Annotated in this window: 15 protein-coding genes and 1 pseudogene; 6 read left to right on the top strand and 10 right to left on the bottom strand. The window is 66.7% G+C overall.

What is annotated here, in order from left to right; genetic code table 11:
• Positions 1–29: 29 nt before the first annotated feature.
• Entirely contained in the window at positions 30–2,621 is a 2,592-nt protein-coding gene (gene clpB / locus ACZ50J_RS02645; protein ID WP_464299740.1) for an ATP-dependent chaperone ClpB, read from the bottom strand.
• Positions 2,622–2,883: 262 nt separating this feature from the next.
• On the opposite strand from clpB, the gene ACZ50J_RS02640 reads away from it, so the two are divergent.
• A complete protein-coding gene (locus ACZ50J_RS02640; protein ID WP_464299739.1) occupies positions 2,884–4,605 on the top strand; it encodes a TIGR03767 family metallophosphoesterase in 1,722 nt (573 codons plus the stop codon).
• A 135-nt stretch (positions 4,606–4,740) separates the two neighbouring features.
• On the top strand, positions 4,741–6,462 hold the full coding sequence (locus ACZ50J_RS02635) for a TIGR03767 family metallophosphoesterase (RefSeq protein WP_464299738.1): 1,722 nt from the start codon (positions 4,741–4,743) through the stop codon (positions 6,460–6,462).
• A gap of 85 nt (positions 6,463–6,547) precedes the next feature.
• Here the strand turns inward: ACZ50J_RS02635 and ACZ50J_RS02630 are convergent, their stop codons facing one another.
• A complete protein-coding gene (locus ACZ50J_RS02630) occupies positions 6,548–6,763 on the bottom strand; it encodes a hypothetical protein (protein ID WP_464299737.1) in 216 nt (71 codons plus the stop codon).
• Positions 6,764–6,845: 82 nt separating this feature from the next.
• On the opposite strand from ACZ50J_RS02630, the gene ACZ50J_RS02625 reads away from it, so the two are divergent.
• A complete protein-coding gene (locus ACZ50J_RS02625) occupies positions 6,846–7,742 on the top strand; it encodes a LysR family transcriptional regulator (RefSeq protein WP_464299736.1) in 897 nt (298 codons plus the stop codon).
• Here the strand turns inward: ACZ50J_RS02625 and ACZ50J_RS02620 are convergent.
• Positions 7,728–8,744, bottom strand: coding sequence for a GNAT family N-acetyltransferase (locus tag ACZ50J_RS02620; RefSeq protein WP_464299735.1), 1,017 nt, complete (start codon positions 8,742–8,744; stop codon positions 7,728–7,730). The two genes, ACZ50J_RS02625 and ACZ50J_RS02620, sit on opposite strands and share 15 nt — an antisense overlap.
• A gap of 139 nt (positions 8,745–8,883) precedes the next feature.
• Between ACZ50J_RS02620 and ACZ50J_RS02615 the strand changes: the two genes are divergently transcribed.
• Complete coding sequence (locus ACZ50J_RS02615) at positions 8,884–9,849, top strand: esterase/lipase family protein (protein ID WP_464299734.1); 966 nt, start codon at positions 8,884–8,886, stop codon at positions 9,847–9,849.
• A gap of 56 nt (positions 9,850–9,905) precedes the next feature.
• Here the strand turns inward: ACZ50J_RS02615 and ACZ50J_RS02610 are convergent, their stop codons facing one another.
• The 5 genes from ACZ50J_RS02610 to dnaK all read right to left on the bottom strand — a co-directional run bounded on the left by ACZ50J_RS02610 (position 9,906) and on the right by dnaK (position 14,336).
• Complete coding sequence (locus tag ACZ50J_RS02610) at positions 9,906–10,181, bottom strand: hypothetical protein (RefSeq protein ID WP_464299733.1); 276 nt, start codon at positions 10,179–10,181, stop codon at positions 9,906–9,908.
• Positions 10,182–10,202: 21 nt separating this feature from the next.
• Positions 10,203–10,658 (bottom strand): heat shock protein transcriptional repressor HspR, encoded by a 456-nt coding sequence (locus ACZ50J_RS02605; protein ID WP_464299732.1) that lies wholly within the window; start codon positions 10,656–10,658, stop codon positions 10,203–10,205.
• A complete protein-coding gene (locus tag ACZ50J_RS02600; RefSeq protein WP_464299731.1) occupies positions 10,658–11,668 on the bottom strand; it encodes a DnaJ C-terminal domain-containing protein in 1,011 nt (336 codons plus the stop codon). Before ACZ50J_RS02600 ends, ACZ50J_RS02605 begins: the two co-directional genes overlap by 1 nt.
• Positions 11,669–11,748: 80 nt before the next feature.
• Positions 11,749–12,441, bottom strand: coding sequence for a nucleotide exchange factor GrpE (gene grpE, locus ACZ50J_RS02595; protein ID WP_464299730.1), 693 nt, complete (start codon positions 12,439–12,441; stop codon positions 11,749–11,751).
• Complete coding sequence (gene dnaK, locus ACZ50J_RS02590; protein ID WP_464299729.1) at positions 12,438–14,336, bottom strand: molecular chaperone DnaK; 1,899 nt, start codon at positions 14,334–14,336, stop codon at positions 12,438–12,440. The genes grpE and dnaK overlap by 4 nt, the downstream gene beginning before the upstream one ends.
• 869 nt (positions 14,337–15,205) lie before the next feature.
• Between dnaK and ACZ50J_RS02585 the strand changes: the two are divergent.
• Positions 15,206–15,474, top strand: a pseudogene (locus ACZ50J_RS02585) (hypothetical protein); the annotation flags it as partial.
• Between the two features lies 1 nt (position 15,475).
• Positions 15,476–16,042 (top strand): TetR family transcriptional regulator, encoded by a 567-nt coding sequence (locus tag ACZ50J_RS02580; protein WP_464299728.1) that lies wholly within the window; start codon positions 15,476–15,478, stop codon positions 16,040–16,042.
• Between the two features lie 413 nt (positions 16,043–16,455).
• Here ACZ50J_RS02580 and ACZ50J_RS02575 read toward each other — a convergent pair whose 3' ends face one another.
• Positions 16,456–16,944 (bottom strand): YdhK family protein, encoded by a 489-nt coding sequence (locus tag ACZ50J_RS02575; protein ID WP_464299727.1) that lies wholly within the window; start codon positions 16,942–16,944, stop codon positions 16,456–16,458.
• A 205-nt stretch (positions 16,945–17,149) separates the two neighbouring features.
• Positions 17,150–18,694 (bottom strand): multicopper oxidase family protein, encoded by a 1,545-nt coding sequence (locus ACZ50J_RS02570; protein WP_464299726.1) that lies wholly within the window; start codon positions 18,692–18,694, stop codon positions 17,150–17,152.
• Positions 18,695–18,889 lie beyond the last annotated feature (195 nt).

Genomic DNA, 18,889 nt, shown 5'->3' with positions numbered 1-18,889 from the left:
CGATCCTGCCACTCGAGGCGCGGCACTGCTCAGGCGGTGGCCGGCTCCCCAGCCGGCTGCACCTCGAGTCCGGCGCCGTCGGCCGACACGTCGATGGTGACGGTCTGCCCGTCACGCACCTCGCCGCCGAGCAGCGCCTTGGCCAGCCGGTCGCCGATCTGCTTCTGCACCAACCGGCGCAACGGACGCGCGCCGTATGCCGGGTCGTAGCCCTCGTCGGCCAACCACTGCTTCGCCGCAGGCGTGACCGACAGCGTGATCCGCCGGTCGGCGAGCCGCATCGCGATCGCGTCGACCTGCAGGTCGACGATCCGGGTCAGCTCCTCCTTGGTCAGTGCCTCGAAGATGATGACCTCGTCGAGCCGGTTGATGAACTCCGGCTTGAACGACTGCCGCACCGTCTGCATGACCGAGTCCTGCTTCTGCTTCAGGTCCAGCGTCGGGTCGACGAGGAACTGCGAGCCGAGGTTCGAGGTCATGATCAGGATGACGTTGCGGAAGTCGACCGTCCGACCCTGGCCGTCGGTCAGCCGCCCGTCATCGAGCACCTGCAGGAGGATGTCGAACGTCTCCGGGTGTGCCTTCTCGACCTCGTCGAGCAGCACCACCGAATAGGGGCGCCGGCGCACGGCCTCGGTCAGCTGACCGCCCTCTTCGTAGCCGACGTAACCGGGAGGCGACCCGATCAGCCGCGCGACCGCGTGCCGCTCGGAGTACTCCGACATGTCGATGCGTATGACGGCGCGCGGGTCGTCGAACAGGAAGTCCGCCAGCGACTTGGCCAGCTCCGTCTTGCCGACACCGGTCGGACCCAGGAACAGGAACGAACCGGCGGGGCGGTCGGGGTCGGCGACGCCGGCACGGGTGCGTCGCACCGCGTCCGACACCGCCTGCACGGCGCTCTTCTGGCCGATGACGTGCTCGCCGATCCAGTCCTCCATGCGCAGCAGCTTCTCGGTCTCCCCCTCGAGCAACCGCCCGGCCGGTATGCCGGTCCAGGACGAGATCACGTCCGCGATGTCGTCCGGGCCGACCTCCTCCTTCACCATCGGCGCCTCACCGCCTGCCGTGGACTGCGTCGACTCGGCCGCCTGCGCGTCCTCGAGACGCTGCTCCAGGGCGGGCAGCTCGCCATACAGGATCTTGGATGCGCCGGCGTAATCGCCTTCTCGTTGCAGGCGATCCGCGTGCGTGCGCAGTTCGTCGATCTCCGCCTTGAGGTCACCGACCTGGTTCAGGCTCGCCTTCTCCTGCTCCCAGCGCGCGGTGAGTGCGTTGAGCTCCTCCTGCTTGTCGGCCATGTCGGACCGCAGCTTCGCGAGCCGGTCCTTGGAGGCGGCGTCCGTTTCGTTCTCGAGGTGCAGCTCCTCCATCTTCAGCCGGTCGACCGCACGACGCAGCTCGTCGATCTCGACCGGCGAGGAGTCGATCTCCATCCGCAGCCGGGACGCCGCCTCGTCGATCAGGTCGATGGCCTTGTCCGGCAGTTGCCGGGCGGTGATGTAGCGGTCGGACAGCGACGCCGCCGCGACCAGCGCGGCATCGGAGACCGCGACCTTGTGGTGCGCCTCGTAACGCTCCTTGAGCCCACGGAGGATGGCGATGGTGTCCTCGACGGACGGCTCACCGACATACACCTGCTGGAAGCGGCGCTCGAGCGCCGGATCCTTCTCGATGTTCTCCCGGAACTCGTCCAGGGTGGTCGCGCCGACCAGCCGCAGCTCGCCGCGAGCCAGCATCGGCTTGAGCATGTTCCCCGCGTCCATGGACGAGTCGCCGCCGGCGCCCGCGCCGACCACGGTGTGCAGCTCGTCGATGAACGTGACGACCTCGCCGTCGGAGCCCTTGATCTCCTCCAACACGGCCTTGAGGCGTTCCTCGAACTCACCGCGGAACTTCGCTCCGGCGACCATCGCGGCCAGGTCGAGTGAGATCAGTCGCTTGTCGCGCAACGACTCCGGGACGTCACCGGCGACGATGCGCTGGGCGAGCCCCTCGACGACAGCGGTCTTGCCGACACCGGGTTCACCGATCAACACCGGGTTGTTCTTGGTGCGGCGGGAGAGCACCTGCACGACCCGGCGGATCTCGGCGTCACGACCGATAACGGGATCGAGCTTGCCCTCGCGGGCAGCGGCGGTCAGGTCGGTGCCGTACTTCTCGAGCGCATCGAAGCTGCCCTCGGGCTCGGGTCCGGTCACCTTGCGGCCACCGCGGGTTTGCGGGATGGCAGCCGCCAAAGCGTCTGCGTTCAGGCCGAATTCACCGGTCTGCGCCAGCGCCAGCAGCAGATGGTCGGTCGAGACGAAGGTGTCGCCCATCGACTCCATGGCCTGCCGGGCCTGCTCCAACACGTTGGCGAAGGTGCGCGACATCGTCGGCTGGGCGACCGATGCGCCCTGCGTCGCCGGCAGCGACCGGAGCGCCTGCTCGGCGGTCGAGCGCATCGCCTGCGCGGTGGAGCCCACGGCCTCCAGCAGCGGGCCGGTGGTCGTGTCGGTCTGATCTGCCAGTGCCAGCAACAGATGTGCGGGTTCCACCTGCGGATTGCCGGCACGCGTCGCGTTCTGCACGGCGCTCGAAACGGCCTCTTGCGCCTTCGTCGTGAGCTGTAGATCCACGGTCGTCGGTCCTCCCTGGTCGGGTTGTGTCATCAGGTCTCGGGTATGCCGCGCGTTGCCTGGGTCCACCCTTGCGCGACAGGGGCGACCGGGCAAGCACGGCATACGTCTCCCCTGGGTCAACGAGAGCAAAGTTGAGTGTATTCCGCTCAACTTTGGCCGGCACGACGACTTCACCGACTACTCGCTCAGCGGACACTCGACCGCCGCCACGCCCCGAAACGCTGGACGCACGCGCACGTCCACGATCTCGAGGAGTGACATGACAATCATCCGACGCCGGACCCTGCTCGGCGGCAGCATCGGCGGCGTGGCGGCGACCACGCTCGCGAGCCGCTGGGCGCGGACCGACGCCAGTCCCCCACCGGCGCAACCCGCGCTGGCGACGTCGGGGGCGGGTACGACGCTGGAGCAGGTCGCGCGGCCGGTCACCACGAAGGGCTACACCCGGCTCACCGCCGGGAAGGGCTATCCGGTCACGGTGCGGACCGAGTTGAGTGCGGCCGGGGCGAAGCGATCGACCACCCGGACGGGTCGGGCCTCCATCGTCCAGTTCACCGACCTGCACGTCATCGACGCACAGTCGCCCGTGCGTTTCGAGTGGCTGCACACTGCGACCAGCAGCGCGTTCCGACCGCAGGAGGCGCTCGGCACTCACGGCGCCGCCCAACTGGTCCGCCGCGTGAACCAGCTGCGGACCGGCCCGTTCAGCGGCCGCGCGTTCGACTGCGTGGTCACGACGGGTGACAGTTCGGACAATCACGAGAAGGTCGAGCTCGATTGGTTCCTGACGGTGATGAGCGGGGGCAAGATCACTCCGAACACGGGCGCTCGGGGGCATTGGGAGGGCGTCCAGAACACCAAGGACAAGCTCTACTACCTCCCGGAGTCCAGCACGCACGACACCTACAAGAAGGCTGGATTCCCCACTGTCCCAAGATTTTTCAAACACGCAACTGCGACACACACCAGCGCCGGCCTCGACACGCCCTGGTACAGCGTCTTCGGCAACCACGACGACTCGATCAGCGGGATGCTGCCGTCGGACGGCCCGGTCCTGGCGGACCTCTACACCGGTGGCGTGAAGTTCACCGGCTTCGAGAACGCCAGCGGCAATGCGGCCCTGCGTCGCGCGGTGGTCGGCAAGCCGACCGTCATACCGCCGAACTCGAAGCTGCCGAAGACACACTGGAAGGTGACGGCGGACGACCGGCGGTCGCCGTTCACCCCGCGCGAATTCATGGCTGCGCACCTGGATCCGGCCTTCGACGGGCCCGGCCCGCACGGGCACGGCTTCACGCTGGACGCCCTCTCGCAGGGCATCGGCTACTACACGTTCCCGATCGCCCCGGGAATCATCGGGATCGCGATGGACAGCACCAACCGAGCGGGCTTCGTCCAGGGCTCGATCGGTGACGCGCAGTTCCGCTGGATCGAGCGCACCCTGCAGGCGTCCTCGAGCCGTTACTACGACAACCGCGGCGCCGAGCACCGTCAGCACGTCTCGGACCAGCTCTTCATCGTCTTCAGCCACCACACCAGCGACTCGATGGCGAACCTGGCGCAGGCACCGGACCTGCTGGAGACCCGGCACAGCGGGGCCGAGGTGGTGAACATGTTGCAGCGCTACCCGAACGTGCTGGCCTGGGCCAACGGGCACACCCACCGGAACCGGATCCGGCCGCACCGGCACGACGATCCGACGCGCAGCTTCTGGGAGATCAACACGGCATCACACATCGACTACCCCCAGCACGCCCGGATCATCGACGTGTGCGACAACGCCGACGGGACATTGTCGCTCTTCACCACCCTGATCGAGTCGGCCGCACCGTACCGGGCGGCGTACGACGACGGCTCTCCCGAGGCACTGGCGTCCCTCTATCGCGAGCTGTCCTACAACGATCTGCACCGCAACGACAAGCGGCTGGGCACGTACGGCGACCGCAATGCCGAGTTGCTGCTGCGGCATCCGACGGCCTGAGCACTCCGTCCGCAGAACCAGGTCGGCGCCCCCGGACCGAGGTCAGGGGGCGTTCGCCAATTCCTTGCTCTCCGGACACCCATGGACCGCCTTGTCCCGCAATGATGGACGAACGTCCAAGTCTTGAGGAGCGAGATGACATCCATTCGACGCCGCACCCTGCTCGGCGGTGGCATCGGCGCTGCGGCCGCCACGGCAGTCGGCACACGATCCGCCCGCGCAGCCGGTTCCGACCGGGTCGCGTGGACGTCACGCGCCATCGTCGGTGTGGGCACGACACTCGAAACCGCCGCAAGCCCAATGCGATCCAGCGGTTACACGCGATTGACTGCCGGGCCCGGCTACCCGCTCACGGTGCGCACCGAGCTGTGCCCGGCGAAGGCCACGCGGGACGACACCCGGACCGCGCAGGCATCGATCGTGCAGTTCACCGACATCCACCTCGTCGACGCCCAGTCACCGGTTCGCTTCGAATGGCTGCACCAGATCAACGGATCCGCGTTCCGGCCGCACGAGGCGCTCGGCACCCAGGGCGGCGCGCAGCTCGTCCGCCGGGTCAACCAGCTCGGCAAGGGACCGTTCAGCGGCCGGGCCTTCGACTGCGTCGTCACCACCGGCGACAGCTCGGACAACCACGAGCACGTTGAACTCGACTGGTTCCTCGCCCTGATGAGCGGCGGCAGCATCACCGCGAACACCGGCTCCCCCACCGAGTGGGAAGGCGTCCAGAACGCCGGCGACAGCCTCTACTACCTGCCGGAATCCTCCGCCCAGGATCTCTACAAGAAGGCCGGATTCCCAGCGATCGCAGACTTTTTCAAGCACGCCACGACTGCACACACCAGCGACGGCCTGGCGACACCGTGGTACAGCGTCTTCGGCAACCACGACGACTCGATCGAGGGCACCCTGCCGTCCGCGACACCGATCCTGGCCGACATGTACACCGGGAGCTTCAAGTTCACCGGTTTCGACAACACCAGCGCCAATCTCGCCCTGCGGCAATCGTCCGCCGGTGGCCGGTCCGCCATACCGAAGTCGTCATCGCTTGCGAAGTCGCGCTGGGAGATCACCCCGGACGAGCGGCGGGCGACCTTCACTCCGCGCGAATTCATGGCCGCCCACCTGGACCCGAAGGTCGACGGTCCGGGGCCGCACGGGCACGGCTTCACCGCCGACGCAGTCGCCGACGGAGTGGGCTACTACAGCTTCCAGATCGCGCCGGGAGTCGTTGGTATCTCGATGGATTCGACGAACCGGGCCGGCTTCACCGATGGGTCGATCGGGGACGAGCAGTTCCGCTGGATCAAGGACACCATCGAGTCATCGTCCAGTCGCTACTACGACGGCTGGGGCATCGAGCACCGCACGGAGCGCACCGATCAGCTCTTCGTGCTGTTCAGCCATCACACCAGCGACAGCATGAACAACCTGCTGCTCGCACCCGACAGGCTCGAGATCCGGCACAGCGGAACGGAATTGGTGAGCACCCTGCAGCGCTACCCGAACGTCGTCGCCTGGGTCAACGGCCACACCCACGACAACAAGATCACGCCGCACCATCACAACGACCCGACGCGTTCGTTCTGGGAGATCAACACGGCCTCGCACGTCGACTTCCCGCAGCATGCGCGGATCATCGATGTGTGTGACAACGCCGACGGCACGCTGTCGCTCTTCACGACCCTGATCGAGTCGGCAGCGCCATACCAGGCGTCATACAGCGACGGCTCGCCGGAAGCGCTGGCCTCCGTCTATCGCGAGCTGTCCTACAACGACATCCACCGCGACCCGAACCGGATCGGCAGTGACGCCGACCGCAACACGGAACTGCTGCTGAAGAACCCGATGGCATAGGAGCAGCACACAGAAGAACGTCCCCCGACCGGCGGTCAGGGGACGTTCTTCGGACAATGGTCGGACAGGTCGGCCGGCATGGCGGTCACTGGCGGTGCAGCCACGGTGCCTGGGTGCGCAGCAACAGCTCCTGCGCGGCATCCTGCTCCTTCCACAACGCCTTGATCTTGCCGGCGAGGTATGCCGTGAACGACTGTGGCCGTTGGGTTTCACGACCTTGGAGTGCTGACAGGTCGTGCACGACGCGCTCCCTGTCGTAGTCGAAGTGCTCGGACTCGGTGAATGACTGTGCGGTGCTCATGTCGTCAACTGTGGCGCGCAGAACCATGCAGCACAAGCGATGATTCCTTCCGGACAATTCAGAATTGCTGTACTGTTGAGGAATGCTCGACGTACACCGCCTCCGCGTCTTCCGCTCCGTCGTCGCCAGTGGGTCGGTGCAGGCCGCCGCGACCCACCTGGGCTACACGCCGTCCGCCGTCAGCCAGCACATCAACCAACTCCAGCGCGAGACCGGACTGACGCTGTTCGAGAAGGCCGGCCGGGGTATCAGCCCGACGCCGGTGGGTCGGATGCTCGCCCAGGAGAGCGACGAGACGATGACCGCCCTGTCGCGGCTGGACGAGATGGTCACCGATCTGCGCTCGGGGCGCACCGGGAGCCTGACCATCGCCTGCTTCGCTTCGGCCGGCGAGGAATGGATCCCGCAGCTCGTCGCGCAGCTGCAACGCGAGTTCCCCGACGTCGTCATCACGGTCGACCTCAACGAGCTGAGCAACGACGAGCGGGCGACCACCGATCTCGACATACGCACCGAAGACCCGACCGAAACATATTGGGCACCAACGGGTTACACCCGCTACGAGCTCATCAGTGAACCGTATGTCGCCGCGCTGCCGGCCGACCACGAGCTGGCCCCGCGCGACTCCCTCACTCTGAGCGAGGTCGCGGAGTTGCCCTGGATCGACGAGAGCATCCCGGATCAGACCTGCGGTCGCATCCTGCGGCGTGCACTGACCCAGGTGGGCGCGAAGCCTCGGGTCGTCGCCCGCTGCCAGGACCACCACACGGCGTTCGCTCTCGCGGCCGCCGGCGTGGGTGTCACGTTGGTGCCACACCTGACCACCGGCGCACTGCCGAAGGGCACCAGCGCGGTCCCGGTCTGCGAGCCGGAGATCCGCCGCCGCATCTCGGTGCACGTGCGCGATGCAGCGGCGGCGAGCCCCGTCACCCTTCGCGCGCTCGAACTGCTCCGCCAGATCGCCTCAGCCGAGCAGTGATTCGCCCTCCGCGATCCATTCGGTCATCGTCTCGACGACCTCGAAGCCGAGGGCGCGGTTGATCGAGATCATCTGCTCGTTGGTGTCGGCGTTCATGGTCCGCACGAACGGCCGACCCGGATAAACGCGCTGCAACCGCTGCAGATTGGCCACCTTGACCGCACTGCCGAGCCGATGCCCGCGGTGCTGCCGGTGGACATAGGTGCCCTCCTGCTCGACGGGATCGAGCGTGTCGTCGAACACCAGGTCCGTCTGGGCCGCCACCACGCCGGAGCCACTCTCTATCGCCAATGCGGACAGGCGAATTCGCCCCTGCTCGGCCTCGCGGTCGTAGATGCGCCGTAGGCGTTCGGGCGTCACGACCTCTGCGTCGAACTCGACATCACCCGACGGTGCATCGACGGCGAGCATGGCCATCAACTCGGCGAGACCCGGAAGCAATTCATCCGGCACCCGGCCGACGAAGGTCTCGACCCGATAGCCCTCGCAATGATCGCGTGCAGCGGATGCGATATCGGCGAGCACCGCGTCGGCCACGGGCAGCGCCAGGTGGCGGGTCAGCTCACGCCACGCGGGCGTGAAGCCGTGGGACTCGGCGAACTCCGCGTATTCGTGCGCGCCATCACCCGCCCCGGGAGCCATTGTCTCGGCGAAGAGGGTCGAGCGGCCCAGCTCTCGCACCCGGTCCTTCGCATGCTTCACGAGCGCACTTCCGACACCGTGGCGCCGGCGATCCGGCGCGACGTCGAGAACGGCGTAGACCTTCTCCAGGTTGTCCTGCGCCGGGACGAACAACAGGTTGGTGCCGATGCAGGCTCCCCTCTCGTCGAAGCACCCGTAGAGCTCGCGTGGCTCCTCCGGGTCGGCCTTGCGCATGCCGATGAGCCAGGACTCGTATGACGGCGGCGAGAACCACGGGCGCGCAACGCTTTTCGACGCCACGCCCACGTCATACACCTGACGCATGGCGGTGTCGTCGCTCGGATCGATCTGTCGGATCACCTGCAGAACGCTAGGCAGCCGGGCGTTCGACTGCCAGTGAATTTTGTGCCGGCAAACCACCACACACGTACTTACCGAACAGTAAGGTTCGATCCATCAGTACGTGACCTGCATCACATTTCAACGAAAGCGAGTGGCCATGTCCGGACTTCGACGCCTCCTCCTCTGCGCCGCAACTGTCACCTGCGCAGGGATGGCGACGGTCAGCACGATCGGCACCGCCGGTGCTGCAACCGACCCCGTCGGGCCGACCCAATCCAGCTTCTACCCGGCTCTGGCCTATGGCGTCTTCAACCCGACTGCTCTCGCGCCCGGCATGAACGACTGGTCCTGCAAGCCCTCGGCGGCACATCCGAATCCGGTTGTCCTGGTGCAGGGGACGTGGGCCAGCCGCTACAACAGCTTCGCCGCCATGGCGCCCGCCCTGAAGAAGCAGGGTTACTGCGTGTACGGCGAGAATCTCGGTGCCAGTGACGCGATCATCGGCAAGTTCCCCGGGGTGTATCTGACCGGCCCGATCAAGGATTCCGCCGCACAGCTCGGACAGGAGGTGGACAAGGTGCTCGCCGCCACCGGCGCACAGAAGGTCGACCTTGTCGGCTGGTCGCAGGGCGGCATCGTCGCGCGCGGCTACCTGAAGTACTTCGGTGGCGCGGACCCCTCGAACCCTAAGAACAACAAGGTCGATCACGTCGTCACGTTCGGCGCGACGAACCACGGCACCACCCTGTCGGGCATCGCCACTCTGGCCAAGGCGTTCGGCCTGAACCCGATCGTGCCGAGCACGTTGGGTCAGGCGGCGGTCGACCAGGAGATCGGCTCGGCATACCTGACCGACCTCAACGCCGGCGGCGACACCGAGCCGGGCATCGACTACACCATCATCGGCACGAAGTATGACGAGGTCAGCACGCCCTACACGCGCACGTTCCTGACCGCTGGACCCGGAGCGACCGTGCACAACATCACGCTGCAGGACGGTTGCCCGATCGACATGAGCGACCACTTGCAGCTGGACTACTCGCCGCGGGTCATCGGGCTGACCGAGAAGGCGCTCGGGTCGAACGTGACCATCCCGTGCACGTTCCGCACTCCGCTGGGCTGATCGGGAACGAGGACGCCCACGACCGGGTCGGTCGTGGGCGTTCGTCGTTCGTCGGGTCACTCGCTGCCCGTGCTGCTCTCGTCGAGCCAGCCGTCGTTCTCCTCGGCCAGTGCGGTGAACCGGTCCGCCAGACCGCGAGCGACCGCGCCGGTCGGGTCGTCGATGGTGTCGACGGTCACGTGGACCACCCAGTCGACGTCCTCGGCGTCGTCCTCGCCGGCCAAGGACTCGGAAACCACTCGCACAGAGGCGAATTCGTCATTGTCCGAGAGCTCGTCGGCCACTTCTTCGGCGGTGTCGCGGTCCGGGAGGACCATGAGGTACTCGATCACAGGATCCACTGTGCCAGACGGTCAGCCGCGCTTGCGCCAAACGACCAGGGCACGTTCGGTGCGCACCGGAGTGACGCGCTCACCGGGTCGCAGCGGCGTGATCTGACCGTCCGGTGCGGCGGCGAAGACCCGGCCACCCAGGCTCTTGCTGCGCTCGTGCGCCAGCGCGTCGGAGAGCTCGCGCACGCGCGATTGCAGTGCGTCGACCTGGTTCTCCAACTCGAGGATCCGGCGGATCCCGGCGAGCGAGACGCCCTCCTCCTGGGAGAGGCGCTGCACCTCGCGCAGCAGATCCAGGTCGCGCATCGAGTAGCGACGCCCGCCGCCCTGCGTGCGGGACGGCGTGACGATGCCCAATCGGTCGTATTGACGCAGGGTTTGGGCATGTATGCCGGCCAGCTGCGCCGCCGCGGAGATGGCATAGATCGGCGCATCCCACGGCGGCGGCGACGTGCCGCGCCACGACGAACGCGCCATCACTTCGCGGCTTTCTCGCTCAACTCGGCTCGCGGGTCGACGCCACCGGCGCGCTCCTCCTCGGCGATCGCCTCGACCGCCTTCTTGGCCTCCTTCGACAGCGTCTCCGGGACAACGATCTGCACGATCGCGATCAGGTCACCGGCGCCGCTCTTGGCCTGGATGCCCTGGCCCTTGACGCGCAGCTTCCGGCCGGACGGGGTGCCGGCCTTGATCTTGACCTTGACGCTCTTGCCGCTCAGCGTCGGCACGGTCACCGTGGCCCCGAGTGCGGCTTCGGCGAAGGTCACCGGCAGGTCGACCGTGAGGTTGTTGCCCTCGCGTCGGAACACCGGGTGCGACTGAACGGTGACGTGCAACAGCAGGTCACCGGGCTGCCCGCCGTTCGGGCTGGGCTGTCCCTTGCCGCGCAGCCGGATCGTCTGACCGTCCCTGACACCAGCGGGAATTCGCGTCTTGATCGTCTGACCGTCGGCGGCCTGCAGGGCAATCGTCTCGCCCGAAGCGGCGTCGCGGAAGCTCAGCGTGGTGCGCGCCTCCAAGTCGGCGCCCTTGCGGGGGCCGGCCTGGTAGCCGCCGTACGGCGAGCCGTAGCCGCCACCGCCGAACTGACCGAGTATGTCGTCGAGGTTGATCTGCTCGCCCCCGCCACCGGTGTTGAAGCGGACGTTCTGTCCGCCACCGCCTCCGAACATCGAGCCGAAGAGATCCTCGAAGCCCCCTGCTCCGCCGGCCGCGCCACCCGGACCGCCGGCCGTGAATCGGGCACCGCCGCCGACCATCTGGCGCAGTTGGTCGTATTCCTGGCGCTTCGCAGGATCGGCGAGCACCGAGTTGGCCTCACCGATGTCCTTGAACTTCTGCTCCGCTGCGGCGTCGCCGGGGTTCTGGTCCGGGTGCCATGTGCGGGCGAGCTTGCGGTAGGCCTTCTTGATGTCCGCATCCGACGCGTCCTGGGAGACGCCGAGGATCTTGTAGAAGTCCTTCTCGAGCCAATCCTGACTGGCCATCGATCACTCCAAATCCGAAAGGTCATGGGTCGGGCGTGGATTCGCGATCAACCCCCGCCCGACCCATGACTGGGGCTGCATCAGGACGGGTCCGCCACCGCGACGCGTGCGGGCCGGACCATGCGCTCACCCAACCGGTAGCCCGGCTGCATGACCTGCACGATCGTGGTGCCCTCCGAACCCTCCGGCACCTCGGCCTCGATGTGCATCAGGGCCTCGTGGTGCGTCGGGTCGAACGGCTCACCAACGGCGCCGAACGCGGTCAGGCCCAACTTGGTGAGCGTCGCATCGAGCTTGTCGGCGATCTTCTCGAAGGGCGAGCCCTCCAGATCACCGTGCTCCCGCGCCAGGTAGATGTCGTCGAGAACCGGCAGCAACGACTCCAGAACGCGCGCCGTCGTGGCGTCCTTCTGGGCCTCACGGTCGCGCTCGACGCGCTTCTTGTAGTTGAAGTACTCCGCCTGGGCGCGCTGCAGATCGGCGAGCCGCTCCGCGGCGAGGACCGTGTCGGGGTGCTCCGCACCGTCCTCGGTGGCCTCGCCCGTGGCCCCACCGGCCGCCGACTCGTCCGCGGTCGGTTGCTCGGCGTTATCGGCAGCGGTCTCGTCCATCACCGTGTCCTCCGCTCTGCTCTCCGATGTGGCTCGCAGGTCACCGTTCTCGTCGATCCGCCGCTTGTCGCGGATCACCGGTCCGGCCTGCTCCTCTTCCTCCGGCCGCCGGCCGGGCTCCGGAAGATCGGAGCCCGGCTGCGCACCCTTGGAGTCGGTCACTTCTGGTCACCCTCGTCGTCGACGACCTCGGCGTCAACGACATCGTCGTCGCCGGACGCGCTCGACGACGCACCTGCTGCATCACCGGCACCGGCGTCCGCGGCGTCACCCGTCGGGGCGTCACCTCCGGACTGCTGCTCGGCGGCATACAGGGCGGCGCCCATCTTCTGCGAGGTCTCGTTGACCTTGGTGGTCTTGGCGGAAATGTCCTCGGCAGAAGCGTTCTCGTCCTTGAGGGCGTCCTTCAACTCGGTCAGCGCCGACTCGACCTCGGACTTGGAGTCGGCCGGGACCTTGTCGCCGTTGTCCGCGAGGAATTTCTCGGTCGAGTAGACCAGCTGCTCCGCGGTGTTGCGGGCCTCGGTCTCCTCACGACGCTTCTTGTCCTCGGCGGCGTGCTCCTCGGCGTCCTTGACCATGCGGTCGATGTCCTCCTTCGGCAGCGCGGAACCACCGGAGATCGTCATCGACTGCTCCTTGTTGGTGCCGCGGTCCTTGGCGGACACGTGCACGATGCCGTTGGCGTCGATGTCGAAGGTGACCTCGATCTGCGGGACGCCGCGCGGCGCCGGCGCGATGCCGGACAGCTCGAAGTTGCCGAGCGGCTTGTTGTCCTTGGCGAGCTCGCGCTCACCCTGGAACACCTGGATCTCGACCGACGGCTGGTTGTCCTCGGCGGTCGAGAACACCTCCGAACGCTTGGTCGGGATGGCGGTGTTGCGCTCGATCAGCTTGGTGAACAGACCGCCCTTGGTCTCGATGCCGAGCGACAGCGGCGTGACGTCGATGAGCAGCACGTCCTTGCGCTCACCCTTCAGCACACCGGCCTGCAGCGCGGCACCGACCGCGACGACCTCGTCCGGGTTGACGCCCTTGTTGGGCTCCTTGCCGGTGAGGTCCTTCACGACCTGGGTGACGGCCGGCATACGGGTCGAACCACCAACGAGCACAACGTGATCGATGTCCTTGACGGTGACGCCGGCGTCCTTCATGACCTGCTCGAACGGAGCCTTGGTGCGCTGCAGCAGGTCCTTGGTGAGGTCCTCGAACATCGCGCGGGTGATCGTCTCGTCCAGGTGGATCGGGCCGTTCTCGCCCATCGAGAGGTACTGCAGGCTGACGTTGGTCGACGTCGCTCCGGACAGTTCCTTCTTGGCCTGCTCGGCGGCGTCCTGCAGACGCTGCATGGCGATCTTGTCCTTGGACAGGTCGACACCGGTCTGGTTCTTGACCTGCTGGACCAGGTGGTTCACGACACGCTGGTCCCAGTCGTCACCACCGAGCTTGTTGTCACCGCTCGTGGCGCGGACCTGGATGGTGGAGAAGCCGTCCTCCGGGTCCTTGCCGACCTCGAGGAGGGACACGTCGAAGGTGCCGCCACCGAGGTCGAAGACCAGGATGAGCTCGTCCTCCTTGCCCTTGTCCAGGCCGTAGGCGAGCGCGGCCGCGGTCGGCTCGTTGATGATGCGCAGCACGTTGAGGCCCGCGATCTCACCGGCCTCCTTGGTCGCCTGGCGCTCGGCGTCGTCGAAGTATGCCGGGACGGTGATGACGGCGTCCGTGACGTCCTCGCCCAGGTAGGACTCGGCGTCGCGCTTCAGCTTCTGCAGGATGCGGGCCGAGATCTCCTGCGGCGTGTACTTCTTGCCGTCGACCTCGGTGCTCCAGTCGGTGCCCATGTGGCGCTTGACCGAGCGGACCGTGCGGTCGACGTTGGTGACGGCCTGGCGCTTGGCGATGTCGCCCGCGAGCACGTCACCGTTCTTGGCGAATGCGACGACCGACGGCGTGGTGCGACCACCCTCGGCGTTGGCGATGATTTCGGGGTCGTTGCCCTCCAGGACCGCGACCGCGGAGTTGGTGGTGCCGAGGTCGATACCTACCGCACGTCCCATGTCGTTCTCTCCCTTGACTCTGGATGTTCGTCTGTCTTGTCTCGTCGCCGGACGCAGAGTTGCTCCGCGTCATATGAGCGAAGTTGACTGCGTCCGACTCAACTCCCGTGACCGCGGTCGTGTCAAACCGGCGGCACCAAAGTTGCGCTTACCTGACTCAACTTTCGACCAGGTCGAATGATTCCCGCCGCCGGGACAAATTTCGACCGGCGGCCGCCGTGCCGTTGTAGGTTCTCAAATAACTTGTCAGTTGCTCACTTTCGTGGCAGCGGCATGTCAGACTTCTCGCGTTCTCGTCAGTAGCGCATGGCGTGAGTCGTGGGCACCAAGGCCGCCGAGGCGGCCCTGTCGATCGAGGTCCGTACCGAGAGACATTGGCATCGGACGTGATCGTGCTCTCACCTGGCGAGGTCCACGGTTCGTCGCTGATCAGATCCGCACCGATTCGTATACCGCCGTCGCACGAGAGTCAGCGACATTACCCAAGGTCTATTCTGGGCGGCCACAGTTCGAGGCACTGTCGTGTGCGAGAGCCTCCTGGAACGTGACCGCCTGTAGTTGGTGGATTTGACCTTGCGGTCGTCGGGATCGCAACGCAGCCGTTCACTTGAATGGCCGAGATGGTGGAGTCCTGCGTAAGCACGTGCCTGACATTCTGCTCGGAACGTCTGACGGTGGGTTCGCTGTGGTCGACGTCAAACGTGCTGAGGTGTTGCACCGTCCGGAGGTGCGCGAGCAGTTCGCGTGGGCGAACGGGCTGTGTCAGGCGAAGGGTTGGCCGTACGAGGTCTGGCGCCGACCCGGTGTTCCTGGCCAATGTGCGCTACCTCGCGGTCGGGCGCAGATGACGATGCTCAACCCGGCTGTTCTTGACCGGGTGGCACACAGAGGCCAATTCGAGCCCATATTTCGCGTCTTCCCCGACCCGGCATCGGGGGCGCGGGCTGACCGAAGAAGCCGCCCCCTGGCCGCGGTCGACCAAGCCTGCCGCCGGCTACGGCTACGGCTACGGCTACCCACCATCCGCGGCGTGCTCGACGACGCAATCACCGTCGCCGGCAAAGAACAACTGTCCTACCCGGGGTTTCTGGCCGAGCTGCTGTTGGCGGAGGCAAATGGTGCATCTCGGGAAGGGTCACATGGCACGCGCGGAGAAGAAGCTCGAGACCTGGCGCACTATCCATAGTGCCGCGTTGAACCTGTACGCAACGCAGGGATTCGATCAGTCAACAGTCGAGCAGATCGCGACAGCAGCAGGTGTCTCGCGGGCCACGTTCTTCAACTACTTCGCTAGCAAGGAAGCGGTCGTGTTCGATCAGGACCCCGGCGACCGTGACTCGTGGCTGTCCAGCATGCATCGACGACCGCTCGAGGAACCCCTGTGGGACTCGCTGACCGCGATCTTCCTCGACTTCGGCGAACTTCTGCGAGAGCGGATACCTCTGCAGCGACATCTCAAACGGGACAACCGAGCGCTAGCCCGCTCATCAGAAACATTCGGCGAGCTCTTCACCCAGGACCTCGCCGACTGGGTACACAAGCGACGCTCGCTGGCCGACGGGAATGAGGTCGAGTACCGGCTGATGCTGAACCTCGCATGGGCCTGCGCCGCCACCGCTTATCAAACGTGGCAGGACAGCGAGTCTTCCGGACAGTTCTTAGACCGTCTGCGCGACTGCCTCGACACCGGACGCCCACGGCAGTGACAGCAGCCACACCACGGCCCACCCCCACGGGGTTAAATCAAACCATCACCCGGAACCAACTGAGGTTGACATAACCAAAAGTCGGAGGACACGTCTTGTCTAATCGGACGTACTCCGTGGCCACTGGTTACGGAATTTCGCGGGAGCACTGGGAGAGCGGTGGCCGCGCTGACGGTGCGGCCGCTGTGCTATCCGAAGGCCCCTGCTTCATGTCGCGGATGACCGCCGCCCACTCCATCACGAAGATGTGACTAACGGATGTCGCGCCGCGTCGCGACGCCACCCGCCACCCGCCACCCGCCACCCGATCGAACCGTGACCGATGGACATGTAGGCCATCGATCACCGCATCGATCACCGCCGCACTCCTCGTGCTCGCTCGTCGCAGCCCGGGTGCGGGGTTGCCGCCGGGGTCAGCGGGCGGGCTTGATTTCGTCTTGGACGACCCACTTGTGGTTCTTCATCGTCATGCCGCCGGCGGCGTAGTCGACCATGTACACGGTCTGGTCGGTGGACTCGGAGATCGTCGCGTTCGCGCCTTTCATCCCGGGCATGTGGTCGGCGGTCAGAACGACTTTCCTGCCCTTGGCCAGGCGTTTGCTGCCGGCGTTCCGGATCTCTTGCTGGACGACCCATTTGTGGTCCATGACCATCGCTCCGCCGGTGGTCGGGGTGTAGTTCACCGCGTAGGTGAAAGTTGAGTAGGCGCCCACGACGGTTGCCTTGGCGCCGTCCATGCCGTCCATGTGGTCGGCGGTGAGGGCAACCATGGCACCGACGGGGTACTTGGGGTGCGCGGCCGGTTTGATTCCTGCCGGCGCGGCGCCCCCGTCCCCGTGGGTCATCGGCATCGACGACGAGCTGGCCGAGGACGAGGACGGCCCCATCGACATTCCAGGCATTGCTGTGCTGGAGGCGTGATGACCCCCGGACACAGGTGACGATGAGGCGGTGGACGAGCAGCCGGCGACGAGCGTCAGACTCGCGGCGGCGGCAAGGGCGAGCAGGGCACGGGGGTATATCAACGGATTGCTCCTTCACGGGTTTGTGTCATGGCGGGCCTAGGTGTGGGGTGTACGGATCGGCTTGTATCTGAAGGTGTTTCGGTCATTGCGCGCAGGACAGCACGATCATCATTCCGGCCTCGGCGTGATACACGTTGTGGCAGTGGATCATCCAGTTCCCCGGTGCCGGGTCGAGGTCGATCGCGCGGCGTTCCATCGGTGCCAGCAGCAGCGTGTCTTTGCGGAGTCCGGTCTCGGCCAGTGCGAACGTCGGACCGTGCAGGTGGATCGGGTGGCTCATCATCGTGTCGTTGCGGATGTTGAGGCGTAGTCGTTCACCGGGCCGGCAGCTGATCGGTGTGTTCTTGCCGTACGGGGCTCCGTTGAGCGCCCACCGGTAGGGGCTCATCTGGCCGCTGAGGATCAGGTCGACGGTGCGGTCCGGGGCCCGAGCGGGCAGCCGTGTTCCGGCGGCTGGTTGCAGGGTGGAGCCGACCAGCACCTGTCGATCCAGTTGTGCCGGTGGTGGTGTGCCCGCGGCCGGTGCCGTGCCGGCACCGGTGCGTACGACCGCCAGGGCGTGGCCGGTCTTGCCGAACGGCTTCGCGAACAGCCCGAACGCGCCGTCGCCCAGGGTGACCAGCACGTCGTAGCGCTCACCCATGCCGATGTAGAGGGCGCCGACGTCTCGGGGGCGCACGGGATGCCCGTCGGTGTGGGTGACTTTCATCCGGTGCCCGTCCAGCCCGACGCTGAAGATGGTGTCCGAGCCGGCGTTGATGAACCTGATCCGCGCCCGTTGACCGGGCCGGCCGGTGAACGTGACGGGGTCCGTGGGCGATTTGCCGTTGATGAGGTAGAGGGGGTAGCGGACGTCACCGGCATCGCCCCACGGCGGTGGCCCCATCGACATGTCGCCCATCCCGCCACTGCTCGCCGTGCTTGTCGTGGACCTTCTCGCGCTTGAGGCTGAGTGGGAGGTCATGGACCCGCCGGCCAGCAGTTTTTTCAGCACCGCGTCGGGGGTGGTGCCGGTGCCGTCGATCCAGTCATCGAGCACGATGACCCAGTCGTGGTCGTAGCCGCCGGACTCGTGCGGGTCGTCCAGGATGAGCGGGGCGTACAGTCCGCGATCCAGTTGCACCCCGACGTGCGGGTGGAAGAAAAAGGTCCCCGGATCCGGTGCGGTGAACTCGTAGAGGTACGTGCTGCCTGGGCGGATCGGCTGTTGCGTGACGCCGGGTACCCCGTCGGCCACGTTGCGTACCCGCACCCCGTGCCAGTGCACGGTGGTGTCGGCCGGAAGCTGGTTCTGCACCGCAATGTGCAGCAGGTCACCGGCGGTTGCCCGCAGGGTCCGGCCGGGCAGGGTGTCGCCGTACGCCCAGGTGTGCATGAGGTGTCCGCCCACGTCGACCGTCGCGGGTTGCGCGGTCAACGTGGTGGCGAACGTTCGCTGTCTCGGTACCGACGTCAGCGGGGACGAGGGTGGCACACCAACGGTCTTGTCCTGGGTCGGCGACGACGCGTCGCACCCGGCGAGGGCGCCGACACCGGCGGCACCCAGACCGCCCAGGAGCAGTCCGCGGCGCGTCACCCGGGTCGGGGCTGGGGTCGATCGGGCCGGGATGTCAGTCGCCTTGGTCACCGTGCGTGCCCGAACAGATCCCCGCGGTGGTCACCGCGCGACACGACGGGCGCGGTACGTCCCGGCCGCGGACGCACCGTGCGGGCTGGGTTGCTGCCACCTAGCAGCATCGTGACCACCGACGCGGCCGCTACCCATACGCCGACGACGCAGGCCACTACCAGCACCCACCCGTGACCAGTCATCCCATCGAAC

This window comes from Flexivirga sp. G2, from assembly GCF_055397625.1.
Note: the sequence above shows the minus strand (reverse complement) of the source record. Positions and strands in the feature narration are given on the sequence as shown.

What these genes read in the sequence shown, in the direction of transcription:
- ACZ50J_RS02635 (WP_464299738.1), top strand. Translation starts at nt 4,741, where the DNA reads ATGACATCCATTCGACGCCGCACCCTGCTCGGCGGTGGCATCGGCGCT.
- ACZ50J_RS02580 (WP_464299728.1), top strand. Translation starts at nt 15,476, where the DNA reads ATGGCACGCGCGGAGAAGAAGCTCGAGACCTGGCGCACTATCCATAGT.
- ACZ50J_RS02615 (WP_464299734.1), top strand. Translation starts at nt 8,884, where the DNA reads ATGTCCGGACTTCGACGCCTCCTCCTCTGCGCCGCAACTGTCACCTGC.
- ACZ50J_RS02575 (WP_464299727.1), bottom strand. Translation starts at nt 16,944, where the DNA reads ATGCCTGGAATGTCGATGGGGCCGTCCTCGTCCTCGGCCAGCTCGTCG.
- ACZ50J_RS02640 (WP_464299739.1), top strand. Translation starts at nt 2,884, where the DNA reads ATGACAATCATCCGACGCCGGACCCTGCTCGGCGGCAGCATCGGCGGC.
- ACZ50J_RS02600 (WP_464299731.1), bottom strand. Translation starts at nt 11,668, where the DNA reads ATGGCCAGTCAGGATTGGCTCGAGAAGGACTTCTACAAGATCCTCGGC.
- dnaK (WP_464299729.1), bottom strand. Translation starts at nt 14,336, where the DNA reads ATGGGACGTGCGGTAGGTATCGACCTCGGCACCACCAACTCCGCGGTC.
- ACZ50J_RS02605 (WP_464299732.1), bottom strand. Translation starts at nt 10,658, where the DNA reads ATGGCGCGTTCGTCGTGGCGCGGCACGTCGCCGCCGCCGTGGGATGCG.
- ACZ50J_RS02625 (WP_464299736.1), top strand. Translation starts at nt 6,846, where the DNA reads ATGCTCGACGTACACCGCCTCCGCGTCTTCCGCTCCGTCGTCGCCAGT.
- ACZ50J_RS02630 (WP_464299737.1), bottom strand. Translation starts at nt 6,763, where the DNA reads ATGAGCACCGCACAGTCATTCACCGAGTCCGAGCACTTCGACTACGAC.